The organism is Burkholderia sp. 9775_39, from assembly GCF_015712225.1.
Taxonomy (GTDB): Bacteria; Pseudomonadota; Gammaproteobacteria; order Burkholderiales; family Burkholderiaceae; genus Burkholderia; species Burkholderia cenocepacia.
Window position 1 is genome coordinate 40307 of record NZ_JACCQC010000019.1, and the last position, 13236, is coordinate 53542.

At 67.7% G+C, this 13236-nt stretch carries 11 protein-coding genes and 1 pseudogene; 4 read left to right on the forward strand and 8 right to left on the reverse strand.

What is annotated here, in order from left to right:
• Nucleotides 1-102: 102 nt before the first annotated feature.
• Both H0X90_RS36230 and H0X90_RS24050 read left to right on the forward strand, forming a co-directional pair.
• A complete protein-coding gene (locus H0X90_RS36230; RefSeq protein ID WP_060263904.1) occupies nucleotides 103-1122 on the forward strand; it encodes a helix-turn-helix transcriptional regulator in 1020 nt (339 codons plus the stop codon).
• Nucleotides 1123-1284: 162 nt separating this feature from the next.
• Entirely contained in the window at nucleotides 1285-2715 is a 1431-nt protein-coding gene (locus tag H0X90_RS24050) for an amidase (protein WP_048985448.1), read from the forward strand.
• Between the two features lie 309 nt (nucleotides 2716-3024).
• On the opposite strand, the pseudogene H0X90_RS24055 reads toward H0X90_RS24050, so the two are convergent.
• A pseudogene (locus tag H0X90_RS24055) lies at nucleotides 3025-3512 on the reverse strand (helix-turn-helix domain-containing protein); the annotation flags it as partial.
• A 180-nt stretch (nucleotides 3513-3692) separates the two neighbouring features.
• Between H0X90_RS24055 and H0X90_RS35810 the strand changes: the two are divergent.
• Nucleotides 3693-3974 carry a hypothetical protein gene (locus H0X90_RS35810; RefSeq protein WP_227739705.1) on the forward strand — a complete coding sequence of 94 codons (282 nt, stop codon included), beginning with the start codon at nucleotides 3693-3695 and terminating at the stop codon, nucleotides 3972-3974.
• 230 nt (nucleotides 3975-4204) lie between these two features.
• Complete coding sequence (locus tag H0X90_RS24065) at nucleotides 4205-4972, forward strand: glycosyltransferase family 25 protein (RefSeq protein ID WP_012493339.1); 768 nt, start codon at nucleotides 4205-4207, stop codon at nucleotides 4970-4972.
• Between the two features lie 200 nt (nucleotides 4973-5172).
• Here the strand turns inward: H0X90_RS24065 and H0X90_RS24070 are convergent, their stop codons facing one another.
• The 7 genes from H0X90_RS24070 to H0X90_RS24100 form a co-directional block, all read right to left on the reverse strand.
• The gene (locus H0X90_RS24070; RefSeq protein ID WP_006482793.1) at nucleotides 5173-6618 is read right to left on the reverse strand and encodes an NAD-dependent succinate-semialdehyde dehydrogenase; all 1446 of its coding nucleotides are present in this window, start codon (nucleotides 6616-6618) and stop codon (nucleotides 5173-5175) included.
• 153 nt (nucleotides 6619-6771) lie between these two features.
• Entirely contained in the window at nucleotides 6772-8076 is a 1305-nt protein-coding gene (locus H0X90_RS24075; protein WP_006482794.1) for a cytochrome c, read from the reverse strand.
• Between the two features lie 15 nt (nucleotides 8077-8091).
• Nucleotides 8092-10311, reverse strand: a complete 2220-nt coding sequence (locus H0X90_RS24080; RefSeq protein ID WP_077189126.1) for a xanthine dehydrogenase family protein molybdopterin-binding subunit — start codon at nucleotides 10309-10311, stop codon at nucleotides 8092-8094.
• Between the two features lies 1 nt (nucleotide 10312).
• On the reverse strand, nucleotides 10313-10768 hold the full coding sequence (locus tag H0X90_RS24085; RefSeq protein WP_060266106.1) for a (2Fe-2S)-binding protein: 456 nt from the start codon (nucleotides 10766-10768) through the stop codon (nucleotides 10313-10315).
• Between the two features lie 150 nt (nucleotides 10769-10918).
• On the reverse strand, nucleotides 10919-11218 hold the full coding sequence (locus H0X90_RS24090; RefSeq protein ID WP_006482784.1) for a putative quinol monooxygenase: 300 nt from the start codon (nucleotides 11216-11218) through the stop codon (nucleotides 10919-10921).
• 93 nt (nucleotides 11219-11311) lie between these two features.
• On the reverse strand, nucleotides 11312-12370 hold the full coding sequence (locus H0X90_RS24095; protein WP_006482783.1) for an NADP-dependent oxidoreductase: 1059 nt from the start codon (nucleotides 12368-12370) through the stop codon (nucleotides 11312-11314).
• Nucleotides 12371-12604: 234 nt separating this feature from the next.
• On the reverse strand, nucleotides 12605-13225 hold the full coding sequence (locus tag H0X90_RS24100; RefSeq protein WP_006482787.1) for a TetR/AcrR family transcriptional regulator: 621 nt from the start codon (nucleotides 13223-13225) through the stop codon (nucleotides 12605-12607).
• Nucleotides 13226-13236: the final 11 nt, after the last annotated feature.

Sequence of the window (13236 nt, forward strand, 5' to 3'; positions counted from 1 at the left end):
GACCGGTGGCCGGCGATCCGCAAAAATGCCAGAATCGCCCGACAAACGGCGGCGCCGACCACGACGGCACGGCCGCCCGGACGACGCGACAGGAGACGACGAGTGACCCGCGATGCCATCCGCCCCCGCTCAATCCCGCCACGAGGCGCCGCGCTTGCACGGCGCGTCGGCCGCCTGCTGTTGCCGCTCTACCGGTTGCCGCAAGCGACGCGCGTCGACGAATTCGACCGGCGGCTCCTGCTGCTGCTGAACGAGCACATCGACTTCGACGGCGCATGGTTCGGCCATTCGAGCCTGCGGCCCGACGGCCCGTTGCCGCACAGCGCGTACCTGCACAATCTGCGTCCGGGCTTCATGCACGACTGGGAACAGGTCAAGCTGCGCGATCCGCTGGCGCGACTGGCGGAAACATCGTCGGAGAAGATCGTCGTCGCGTCGACGTCGACGGTTCCGCTGAACGACACGATGCGGCGGTTCTGCAAGGCGCAGGGCATCGCACAGGTGTTGTTCGCCGTGTGCGTGGACGCCGGGAATCAACGCGCCACGCACCTGTCGCTGTATCGCCGCACGCATCGCCGCTTCGACGCGGCCGACGCGAACCTGCTCGAATTCGCGATCGAGCACATGGCGTCGGCGCTCGAATGCAACCGCCTGCACTGGATGCACGCGACCGATGGCGCGACGGGCGGCGCGGCTTCCGCGCTGTTCGACGCGCATGGCGTGCTGCAGTACGCGGACGACGCGTTCCTCGCGCTCGCCGCACTCGAATGGCCGTCGTGGGATCGCACCGCCTTGCCGGACGACGCGAGAGCCCGACTGTTCGACGCCACGCCGCCGCCGCCCGCGTTGTCGGGCGCGCGTATCCGGCTGCACAGCGAACGGCTCGGCGATTACGTGCTGGTGCGCGCGCGGGCGGCCGGCGTCGGCGCCGTGCTGAGCCCGCGCGAGCTGGCGGTCGCGCGCATCTTCTGCGACGGCTGCACGTACAAGGGCGTCGCGAAACGCCTCGGCATCGCGCCGGCGACGGCGCGGCATCATCTGCGCCGCGTGTACGTGAAGCTGCGCGTGACCACGAAGAGCGAACTGATCCGCGTGCTCGACGATGACGGCGCGCTCGCGTAAGCGCGCCGCTTTTTCCCGCTGTTCGCCGCATTCCTGCCGCACGTTCCCATCGTTCATCTGAACGATTTCGGATGGTTTTTTCGCGGGCTTCAATGAAGTCGCTTCACCGCAGTCCCGCCCATCACGACATCCGTCACCCCCGACGAACGCAGGAGAACGCCCATGAATATCGAGGAATACGTACGTTACGACGCGACCGGCCTGGCCGCCGAGATCCGCGCCGGCCATGTCAGCGCCGACGAAGCGATGCAGGCGGCGAAAGCCGCCGCCGCGCGCGTCAACCCGGAAATCAACGCGATCATCGAAACCTTCGACCAGCCGCTCGAGTACGCGGCGGACGGGCCGTTCGCCGGCGTGCCGTTCCTCATCAAGGATCTCGTGCTGCATGCGGGTGGCGTCGCGAACGACGGCGGCTCGCGGCTGCTGGCCGGGCGCTACGTGCCGCCTGCCGACAGCGAGCTGATGGCGCGTTTCAAGCGCGCGGGCTTTGCGACCTTCGGCCGGACGACGACGCCCGAACTCGGCTTCAACGCGACGACGGAATCGCTGCTGCACGGGCCGACCCGCAACCCGTGGAACCCTGCGTACAGCGCCGGTGGATCGAGCGGCGGCTCGGCGGCGGCGGTGGCCGCGGGCATCGTGCCGGCCGCGCACGCGAACGACGGCGGCGGGTCGATCCGCGTGCCGGCGGCCGCCTGCGGGCTCGTGGGGCTGAAGCCGTCGCGCGGCCGTACGCCGGTCGGCCCGGACTACAACCTGCCGTTGTTCGGTCTCGGCATCGAGTTCGCCGTGACGCGCACGGTGCGCGACAGCGCGGCAATGCTCGATGCGGTCGAAGGCCCGGAGACCGGTGCGATGTTCGATATCGCGCGGCCGCACGAACGCTATGCCGACGCGATCCGCACGCCCGCACGCCGGCTGCGTGTGGCATTGGCGACGCGCATGCCCGGCGCCGGCGTCACGCATCCGGATTGCGTCGCCGCGGCCGAGCAGGTGGCGCGCACGCTCGAACAGCTCGGCCACGACGTCGACGTGGCCGTACCTGCGTACGACGCCGAAGCGCTTGCGTCGGCGAGCTGCACCGCGTGGACGGCGTTCCTTGCGTCGGCCGCGCTGGGCGCCGCCGATGCGCTCGGGCGGTCGTACGATCCGCGCGAAGTGGAAGCGTGCACGCATGCATGCATCGAGCACGGGCGCCGGCTGTCGGGGCTCGACCTGCAACGCATGCTGATGCAGTTCAATGCGCTGTCGCGCGACGTCGGCGGGTTTTTCGGCGGCTATGACGTGCTGGTCACGCCGGTCACCCGGATGCCGACGGTCGAACTCGGCCATCTCGACCAGAACGATGCGACGCTCGACGCGCGCGGCTGGTGCGACAAGCTGTTCGACTACTGTCCGTTCACGGGGCTTTTCAACATCACCGGCACGCCGGCGATTTCGCTGCCGGCCGGCTGGTCGGGCGACCGGCCCGTCGGCGTGCAGCTCGCCGGGCCGATGGGCAGCGAAGCGGTGTTGCTGCAGGTCGCGGCCACGCTGGAGCAGACGCTCGGATGGCATACGCGGCGGCCGCGCGTGCATGCAGCCGGCGGTTGATGGCCGGCGGTCGACGCGGCCGCGTGCGATGTCGCGATCGGGTGCTCGGCAGCAGCGCGCGGATGGCGAGTCGTTGTCGCAGTTGACGGGGGGTTTGTCGCGACATGTCGACGAGGTGGGCGGATGTCCGAGGCTGGGGTTGTCGCGTGAACCCGGAACGGGAGTCCACCAGGATCGGACGCAATTCCACCGGCGGCGTCACGGAGCACGGCAGAATAGGGTAGAGGGGCGCATGCCGACCGTTGTCGGCAGCGCGCCGATTCGTCAGAACTCGTCAAGTCTTCACGGCGCTCCCTATGCCCGACATCTTGCCGGCGCCCGTTGCTCGAACCATCGATGATCGCAGCCGTCGATCTGGATCAATTCGCCGAGGCAGGCCCGGCGCGCTCGCGGCTGGTAGATCTTCGGCGGTCGTTGCCGACGCGGAATCCACAAGCCAGCGTCTGTCATCAGCTTTCTGACGGTCTCCTTAGCCGGCCGGATGCCGTGGATTCCCACAGCTTCTCGCAGGCCAGCGTCGGCCCAAAATCGGCGTAGCGATCGCGGATGATCGACAGCGTCCGGTCGGCGGCGCCTGGGTCCAGACGGCGGTTGCCAGGCTTTGCCCGATGTCCCGACACCAATCCCGCCGGGCCGTGCTCCCGCAGCCGGGCGACCAGCCGGCGAATCTGCCGTGTCGTCAACTCCAGCCGTTCCGCTGCACGCCACGGCTTGAGCTTGCCGTCGGCCACGTCCTGAATGACCTTGAACCTGTCCAGCTCGCGCATCGTCATCGTGATCCGCTCCGTTGCAGCCATCGCAGCCTCCGGCGCCGGACACCCGGCGGCCGAACAGCTTACGCGGCCCGAAAGCGGACATTTCTATGTAGCCAAAAGCGGACATTTCAATCTAGCTACTACAACATAAACTGTCGATAATTCACGTTATGTAAAATTTAGTTGCTAGCGAAAACCGGTAGTTCACCGCCCGCAACGCCTATGAATGCCGCCGCCTGCCGTCACGGCGCGCAAGCCGATTTGCTCACGCTCACCGATGGCCTGTCTATCGCTCGAAGCGCCCAAACACTCCGCTGCTGCATTCGCACCGTGCGGAACTACGTCGCCGGCCGCTCGCCGATTCCGCGGCATCGCCTCGAAGTCCTGCGCTTGCTGGCGCTCGAAGCGCACAGCACAGCCCATGAATCGGCGGCAGCCTGCACGCGCGTCAACCCGCCGTCGCTGCTACGCGCGAACATCCGCGCTGGACGTTCCGCTCGATGAAATGCTGCCATGAGTCGGTGTTCATGGACACGTTCGCGACCGTGCTCGCCAAGTGGCGCGCTCGCGCTGGATCTACCGCGCGCATGGCATTCTGGGCCGCCCTGGACAGGCATCGACCCACCCGCAGATACCGCCGAAATATTTGAACTGCCGACGCAGGAAGTTCGGGCGTTGTAACGCGTGTGATATCTTCCGACCAAACGCTTTCAATTATTACGGGGTTATTTCGCATGACACGGGGTCTGTCATACGTCTGCATTTCACTCGCGCGCGCACACGATCGCCGCGCAGGAATGGTCGAGGAATTCGCGAAACAAAATATCAATGCGCGCTTCTTCGACGCCTTCGAACTCAAAGGCTGCGGCCACGGTATCCCCGGGTACGACACCGGCGCCCGCCTTCGCCGTTACGGCTGGCTGCTGTCACCGGGCGAACTCGGTTGCTATCTCAGTCATCGCGCTGTCTGGCGACAACTTGTGGAGTCGGGGAGCAACGCGTGCTGCATCATGGAGGACGACGTGGCGTTACTGGATGGCTTCAAATCCGCGACCGAAGAACTGTACGCCACGCGCGAGCACTGGGACATGGTGCGATTGATGTGGCTCAACAGACGCGAGCAAACCGAATACGCACACCTGTCGAGCGGTACAAAGCTGATGTGGATGGAAAGCCCGGTCGGTTTGCAGTGCTATATGATCACGCGCGAAGCAGCCGAAGCCATGCTCGATTACACGTCCAGGATTTTGCACGCCATCGATATCGCGTTCGATCGCAATTGGGAACACGAGCAGCGGATGTTTGTCACTGAGCCGCAATTCGTCCAGGACACCGGCGCACCGACCACGATCCTCGATCGCTCAGACGCCCGCACGCTCGTACAACGGCTGAAAGCCAAATATCACCGGAAGGTCGATCGTATAGCGGCACGCGCGTACGCCAAGAAGCACCGTCCGTCGAGTCCGATAACGCTTGACGAGCGAAAAACGATTGACGCGTGAGACCTGCGATTGAAAGCGGCGGCGCCCGGCGCGTCGGCGCGCCGTCGCCAGTCCGGGCGATCATCGAGCCGAACCCGCCCTTTCTAAACCGGCATCGAGCCGCCGACCGTCGCCCATGAACGGCGCCCCCAACTGGCATCGAGACATCCGCAAAGCGGGCGCGCCGCACGCATCACGGCGCGCCCACACTCAACCGACCGTCAGACGGCCATCACCGTCACCGACTTCGTGACGAGATACGGCTCCAGCGCTTCCGGCCCGCCTTCCGACCCGTAGCCGGAATCCTTCACGCCGCCGAACGGCATTTCCGGCCACGGCGTCGCCGGCTGGTTGATCCACAGCATCCCGACTTCGAGGCGCTGCGTCAGCAGATGCACGTTCGCGAACGAACGCGTGAACGCGTAGCCGGCCAGGCCGAACGGCAGACGGTTCGCCTCGGCGATCGCCTCCTCCAGCTTGTCGAAACCGCGAATCGCCGCAACGGGGCCGAACGGCTCGTTGTTGAACACGTCCGCTTCGAGCGGCACGTTCGCGATCACGGTCGGCGCGAAGAAGTTGCCTTCCGCGCCGATCCGCTCGCCGCCGGTTTCGATGCTCGCGCCGACCTTGCGCGCGTTGTCGACGACCGACGCCATCGCGGTCAGGCGCCGCGGGTTCGCCAGCGCGCCGAGCGTCGTGCCTTCCTCGAGGCCGTTGCCAACCTTCAGCCCTTCGGCGTGCTTGACCAGCGCGCGCGTGAATTCGTCGCGGATGCTGTTGTGCACGAGGAAGCGCGTCGGCGAAATGCACACCTGCCCCGCGTTGCGGAACTTCGCCCCGCCGGCGGCCTTCACCGCGAGCGCGACGTCCGCATCCTCGGCGACGATCACCGGCGCATGGCCGCCCAGTTCCATCGTCGCGCGCTTCATGTGCTGGCCCGCGAGCGCGGCCAGTTGCTTGCCGACCGGCGTCGAACCCGTGAACGTGACCTTGCGGATCACCGGGTGCGGAATCAGGTACGACGAGATTTCAGCCGGATCGCCGTACACGAGGCCGATCACGCCCGCCGGCACGCCCGCATCGACGAACGCGCGCAGCAGCGCGGCCGGCGATGCCGGGGTTTCTTCCGGCGCCTTCACGAGGAACGAACAGCCGGTCGCGAGCGCGGCGCTCAGCTTGCGCACGACCTGGTTGACCGGGAAATTCCACGGCGTGAACGCCGCGACCGGGCCGACCGGCTCCTTCACGACCGTCTGCTGCGCGCCGAGGTTGCGCGGCGGCACGATCCGGCCGTACACGCGGCGGCCTTCGTCCGCGAACCATTCGATGATGTCGGCCGCCGACAGCACTTCGACGCGTGCTTCGGTGAGCGGCTTGCCCTGCTCCTGCGTCATCAGCTGTGCAATCGTGTCCGCGCGTTCGCGCACCAGCGCGGCCGCCTTGCGCATCGTCGCCGCGCGCTCGTGCGCGGGCACCTTGCGCCATGCCTCGAAGCCGCGCTGCGCGGCGGCGAGCGCGCGGTCGAGATCGGCGATGCCCGCGTGGGCCACCTTGCCGATCGGCTTGCCGGTCGCCGGGTTCACGACGTCGATCGTCTTGCCGCTCGCGGCGTCGACCCACTCGCCGTCGATCAGCAGTTGCGTATCCGTATAAGTCACGTTAGCCATCCAGACACCCCTACATTGCGTCGATAAAACGCGCGCTGCCGCGAACGGCCACGCGCCGGTTGACAGAAAAAGCCGAGCCGCCGGGGCAGGCACGCACCCGGCGGCATCGACGGCAGGCACGCCGGCCTGCTCTCGTTTCGCGGCGCGCCGCGCTCAGTGCGCGGCCGCCGTCGCCTTGCGAAGTTTCGCGACGTCCGCCGCCTGCACGGCCGGCGCGCCGTTGTTCCAGCCGGCGCGCATGAACGTCAGCACGTCGGCGACCTGCTGGTCGTTCAACTGGTTCGAGAACGCCGGCATCGGATACGCGGACGGCACGCCACCGATCACGAGCGTGTCGCTGCCGTTCAGCGTCACGTTGATCAGCGACGATGCATCGGCCTCAAGCACGTTCGGATTGCCGGCGAGCGGCGCGAGCAACGGTGCATAGCCGCGCCCGTCCGCCCCGTGGCAATGCAGGCAGTAAGCGTTATACACCTTCGCGCCCGGATCGGCTGCCGGCCGGCCCAGCGCGACCTGCGTCGCCTTCGGATCATAGCGGTACGGCGGCGCGCCCGTGCCGCCTGCCGCCGGCAGCGATTTCAGGTAGCGCGAGATGGAAGCCAGATCGTCGTCGGTCAGTTCCTGCGTGCTGTGGTTGATCACGCTCACCATCGAGCCGAACGCGGTCGCGTGCTGGTTCGCGCCGGTCTTCAGGAACTGCGCGACGTCGGCCTCGTTCCAGCGGCCGAGCCCGGTGTTGTGCTCGCCGGTCAGGTTCGACGCGAACCAGTTGTCGATCGACGCGCCGGACAGGAACGCCGCGCCGCTTTCGTCGAGCGCCTTCTCCTGGAAGCCGACACCGCGCGGCGTGTGGCACGACCCGCAGTGCCCGAGCCCCTGCACGAGATACGCGCCGCGGTTCCACATCGCGTCCTTGGCCGGCTTGTCCGCGTACGGCGTCGTGTCGAGGAACACCGCGTTCCACAACGCGAGCGGCCAGCGCATGTTGAGCGGCCACGGGATGTCGGACGGCCGGTTCGCCTGCTTCACCGGTTCGACGCCGTGCATGAAGTACGCATACAGAGCCTTCACGTCGTCGTCCTTCAGCTTCGCGTACGACGGATACGGCATCGCCGGATACAGGTTGTGACCGTCCTTCGCGACGCCCTTGCGCAACGCGCCGGCGAAATCCGCTTCGGTATAGCCGCCGATACCTGTCTCCGGGTCGGGCGTGATGTTGGTCGTGTAGATCGCGCCCATCGGCGTGACCATCTTCAGGCCGCCCGCGAACGGCGTGCCGCGCGGCGCGGTATGGCACGCGACGCAGTCGCCGGCTTTCGCGAGATACGCGCCGCGCGCGACGAGTGCGCTGTCGGCGGGCGCCGGCTGCGCGGCATGCGCGGCCGTGCCCCCCACCAGTGCGGACAGCGCGAGCAACGACGCGCGGAGCGTGTTCAGGTTCAGGGTGAGATGTCGCATGATGTTCCCCTCCCCTCAGGCCGTTTTCAGCTGGTTGCCGACCGGCAGCTTGCGCAGCCGCGTGCCGGTGGCCGCGAAGATCGCGTTCGACAGCGCCGCCGCGGTCGCGGCCGTGCCCGGCTCGCCGATCCCGCCCGGCGCTTCGCCGCTTTTCACCAGGTGGACTTCGATTGGCGGCACCTCGTTGATGCGCATCATCCGGTAGTCGGTGAAGTTGGTCTGCACGACGCGGCCGTCCTCGATCGTGATCTCGCCGTACAGCGCGCCCGTGATCCCGAAGATGATGCCGCCCTGCACCTGCGCCTCGATCGTGTTCGGATTGACGAACATCCCGCAATCGACCGCGCACACGGCGCGCTTGACCTGCACCTCGCCGCCGTCCACCGCGACGTCGATGACGATCGAGAAGAAGCTGCCGAACGCGTGCATCACCGAGACGCCGCGACCTTGCCCCTTCGGCAGCGGCGCGCCCCAGCCGGCCGCCTTCGTCGCGACGTCGAGCACGTTGCGGGCGCGCGGCGTCTTGTCGAGCAACGCGCGGCGGTATTGCACCGGGTCGGTCTTGGTCTGCGCGGCCAGTTCGTCGATGAAGCTCTCGACGACGAACGTGCCGCGCGTCGGCCCGACGCCGCGCCAGAACGCGGTCGGCACGTGGCGCGGCTCCTGGCGCACGTAGTCGACGAGCTGGTTCGGCAGGTCGTACGGCAGTTCGGCCGCAACCTCGACCGCGTCGGGATCGACGCCGTCCTTGAACGCGGGCGGCGCGAAGCGCGCCATGATCGACGAGCCGACGATCCGGTGCTGCCACGCGACCGGCTTGCCGTTCGCGTCGAGGCCGGCGGAGATCTTGTCGTAGTAGCACGGCCGGTACATGTCGTGCTGCACGTCTTCCTCGCGCGTCCAGATCACCTTCACCGGCGCGTTGACCTGTTTGCCGACCTTCACGGCCTGGCCGACCATGTCGGTTTCGAGCCGTCGGCCGAACCCGCCGCCGAGCAGGTGGTTGTGCACGACGATCTTGTCCGGCGGCAGCCCGGTCAGTTGCTGCGCCGTGTCGCGTGCGCGGGCCGGCACCTGCGTGCCGACCCAGATCTCGCAGCCGTCGCCGTGCACGTGCACCGTGCAGTTCACGGGCTCCATCGTTGCGTGGGCGAGCAGCGGCTGTTCGTAGACGGCGTCGACGCGCGTCTTCGCGTTCGCGAACGCCTTGCCGACGTCACCCTCCTTGCGTGCGACCGCGCCCTTGCCGTTCGCCGCCGCCTGCGCGAGATCCGCGAACAGATCCTTCGTCGACACCTTCGCGCCCGCGCCTTCGTTCCACTCCACGACGAGCGCCGACGCACCGCGCTTCGCGGCCCACGTGTGATCGCCGACCACCGCGACCGCGTTGTCGACGCGCACGACCTGGCGCACGCCGGGGATCTTCCTCGCGGCCGTGTCGTCGACGCTCGCGACCGTGCCGCCGAACACCGGGCTGTTCACGATCACCGCATACAGCATGCCGGGCAGGCGCACGTCGAGCCCGAACTGCGCGGTGCCGTCGACTTTCTCCGGCGAATCGAGGCGCTTCGCGGGCGTGCCGATCAGCTTGAAATCCGCCGGCTGCTTCAGCGCGACGTCCTTCGGCACCGGCAGCTTCGCCGCGGCGTCGGCCAACTGGCCGTACGATGCACGCCGGCCGCTCGGCGGATGCTGCACCTCGCCGTTCGCCGCGCGGCAAGTGGCCGGATCGACGTTCCATTGTTTCGCGGCGGCCGTGACCAGCAGCGTGCGCGCGGTGGCGCCCGCGCGGCGCATCGGTTCCCACGCGTAGCGCACCGACGTCGAGCCGCCGGTGAGCTGGCCGCCGAGCAACGGATCGAGGAACAGTTTCTCGTTCGGCGGCGCATGATCGAGCGTCACGCTCGACAGCGGCACTTCGAGTTCTTCCGCGATCAGCATCGGCAGCGCCGTGTAGACGCCCTGCCCCATCTCGACCTTCGGCATCACCAGCGTGACCTTGCCGGCGCGGTCGATCTGCACGAAGGCGTTCGGCGCGAACACGCCGGGCGCCGCGGGTTCGGCCGCGTCGCCGCCGATCACCGAACGGCGTGCATCGTCGCCCGCGGCCGGCAGGCTGAAGCCGAGCAGCAAGCCGCCGCCGGCCGCGGCACCGAGCGACATGCCGAGTTTCAGAAACCCGCGGCGCGACACGCCCGCGCCGGCCCGGCCTGCTTCGAGGAGTCCTCGCGACATGTCAGACCTCCTTCGCGGCTTGCTTGACCGCGGCGCGAATCCGGTTGTACGTGCCGCAGCGGCAGATGTTGCCGGCCATGGCCGCGTCGATGTCGGCGTCGCTCGGGTTCGGGTTCGATGCGATCAGCGCGGTAGCGGCCATCACCTGCCCCGACTGGCAGTAGCCGCACTGGACGACGTCGAGCTCGCGCCAGGCCTGCTGGACCTTGTGGCCGGCCGGTGTCGCGCCGACGGCTTCGATCGTCGTGATCTTGCGGCCCGCGACCGCGGCGACCGGCAGCACGCACGAACGCGCGGCGACACCGTCGAGATGCACGGTACACGCGCCGCATTGCGCGATCCCGCAGCCGAACTTGGTGCCGGTGAGGCCGACGACGTCGCGCAGCACCCAGAGCAAGGGCATGTCGTCGGGGGCGTCGACCGAGCGGTTTTCGCCGTTGATGTTGAGGGTGATCATTCAGCCTCCGGGGCCGTTGTATTGGGGAAGCGGCGCGAACGAGGCGCGCTGCGCCGTGTGGTCGTCGTCATCGCCGTTGCGTCGTGCGCAACGGGTGCCGCGCGGCCCGGGTGCGGGCGGGCCGCGGCGGTGGTGTGGCGTGCTGCGTCGTTACTCGGCCACGTCGATGCCCGACAGCACCTTGATGACCGGCGGTGCGGTGAACCAGTCGGCCGACTTCGTGCGGAATTCGCCGAAATACGGGCTCGCGAGGTGTGCGTCGAATGCCGCCTGATCGTCGTAGATCTCGTACAGATGCAGGTTCGGCGAACCGTCCTGTTCGCGGAACAGGTCGTAGCGCCGGTTGCCCGGTTCGGTGCGCGTCTTGGCGACCATGCTGCGCAGCTCGGCCTCGGCGGCCTGCGCGTGTTCGGGTTTCAGGAACAGCGAAGCAATCACGTGAAGCGCCATTTTTTCACTCCTTTGCAAACGGAAACGAGCATGCCACAAGCCGGCGTCGAGCGACGCCAGCGTGCAACGGTGGTAGGTGGTCGAGCGGAGGGATCAGGCCAGCTCGTCCGGGCCGACACGCACGACGACCTTGCCGAAATTCTTGCCGGCGAGCAAGCCGATCAGCGCTTGCGGCGCGTCGGCGAGATCGGGGACGACGTCCTCGAGCGTCTTCACCTTGCCCTGCGCGACCCATTCGCTCATGTCCTTCAGGAACGGCGCATAGCCGCTCGCATAGTGATCGAGGATGATGAAACCCTGCACGCGGATGCGCTTGCGCAGGATCGCCCCCATCAGCGCCGGCACCCGATCACGGCCGGTCGACAGCGCCTTGTCGTCGTAGGCCGCGTCGTTGTAATGCGCGATGATCCCGCAGACGGGCACGCGCGCATGGTCGTTCAGCAACGGCCACACCGCATCGAACACCGCGCCGCCAACGTTCTCGAAATAGACGTCGATGCCGTTCGGGCACGCGTCCTTCAGCTTCGCGGCAAACGCCGGATCGTGGTGGTCGACGCATGCGTCGAAGCCGAGCGTGCCGGTCACGTACGCGCACTTGTCGGCGCCGCCCGCGACGCCGACCACGCGGCAACCCTTCAGCTTCGCGATCTGGCCGACCACGGCGCCGACCGCGCCGCTCGCGGCCGCGACGACCACGGTTTCGCCGGCCTTCGGTTCGCCGATCTTCAGCAGCCCCGTGTACGCGGTGAAGCCCGGCATGCCGAGCACGCCGAGCGCGTACGACGGATGCGCGAAGTCGCGGCCGAGCGGGATCAGGTCGCGTCCGTCGGACAGCGCGTAGTCCTGCCAGCCGGCTCCGGCGACGACCAGATCGCCTTCGCGAAACGCCGGCAGGTTCGACGACACCACGCGGCTGACCGTGCCGCCGACCATCGGCTGGCCCAGTTCGGCCGGCGGCGCATACGACGGCGCGTCGCTCATCCGGCCGCGCATGTACGGGTCGAGCGACAACCAGACGGTGCGCAGCAGCACCTGACCGGGGCCGGGCACCGGCACGTCACTCGTTTCGGCGCGGAAGTTGTCCGGCGTCGGTGCGCCGACCGGGCGCGAATTCAGGATGATCTGGCGGTTTGCGGTCTTGCTTTGCGGCATGTGAGCCTCCGTCAACAGGAATGAACGTGCTTCGTGGGCACGATCGGATCAGGGATGGACCAGCAGGAAGTGCACGCCCGTGGCGGCATCGGCGGTCGGGCCGGTGCGCTCGCAGGCAGGCGGTGGGAACGATCGGGACAGCGTAACGCAGCGTGAAGCGTTCGTCATGAAGGATTGAGTAGACCAGTCGTCTAGAATCAGGGCAAAAACAAGGCGCGCCCAGGCGCGCCCGGATTACGACTGCGCTCCGTCGTGCGCGGCCGGCGGCAGGTTCAGCATGCGCCGCGTTTCGGCCATCGCCCTTTCGAGCGGTTTGCGGTTGCGGTGAATCTTTTCCAGCAGCGTCGCGCCCAGCCACAGCTCGTACAGGATCGCGGCCGTGTACGACGGATCGTCGACGCCGCTCAGCGACCCGTCGGCGAGCCCGCCTTCGATGCCGCCCGCAAGCCGCTCGATGATCTGGCTGGTGCCGCGCCGCAATACCGCGCGCATCGCTTCCGACAGATCCGACACTTCCGCGCCGAGCTTCACCGCGAGGCACTTGCCTTCCGGATCGTCCGCACATTGCGTGTGCAGCCAGTTGCCCCAGTACGTCATCAGGCGCTCGGCGCCCGTGCCGGCCTGGTGCTTGAGCAGGTTGTCGAGATGCGCGAGATAGCCTTCGAAATACGATTCGAGCAGCGCTTCGCCGAATGCCTCTTTCGAGCCGAAGTAATGGTAGAACGAGCCCTTCGGGATGCCCGCCGCGGCGAGAATCTCGTTCAGACCGACCGCCGAAAACCCCTTGTGGAGCATGATCGGCTTCGCGATGTTCAGGATGTGCTGGCGGACTTCGGCGCCTGAAGATGCATTCATGATGGCGTATG

Coding starts and splice junctions, on each gene's coding strand:
- H0X90_RS24050 (WP_048985448.1), top strand. CDS start 1,285: ATGAATATCGAGGAATACGTACGTTACGACGCGACCGGCCTGGCCGCC.
- H0X90_RS35810 (WP_227739705.1), top strand. CDS start 3,693: ATGAATGCCGCCGCCTGCCGTCACGGCGCGCAAGCCGATTTGCTCACG.
- H0X90_RS24065 (WP_012493339.1), top strand. CDS start 4,205: ATGACACGGGGTCTGTCATACGTCTGCATTTCACTCGCGCGCGCACAC.
- H0X90_RS24070 (WP_006482793.1), bottom strand. CDS start 6,618: ATGGCTAACGTGACTTATACGGATACGCAACTGCTGATCGACGGCGAG.
- H0X90_RS24075 (WP_006482794.1), bottom strand. CDS start 8,076: ATGCGACATCTCACCCTGAACCTGAACACGCTCCGCGCGTCGTTGCTC.
- H0X90_RS24080 (WP_077189126.1), bottom strand. CDS start 10,311: ATGTCGCGAGGACTCCTCGAAGCAGGCCGGGCCGGCGCGGGCGTGTCG.
- H0X90_RS24085 (WP_060266106.1), bottom strand. CDS start 10,768: ATGATCACCCTCAACATCAACGGCGAAAACCGCTCGGTCGACGCCCCC.
- H0X90_RS24090 (WP_006482784.1), bottom strand. CDS start 11,218: ATGGCGCTTCACGTGATTGCTTCGCTGTTCCTGAAACCCGAACACGCG.
- H0X90_RS24095 (WP_006482783.1), bottom strand. CDS start 12,370: ATGCCGCAAAGCAAGACCGCAAACCGCCAGATCATCCTGAATTCGCGC.
- H0X90_RS24100 (WP_006482787.1), bottom strand. CDS start 13,225: ATGAATGCATCTTCAGGCGCCGAAGTCCGCCAGCACATCCTGAACATC.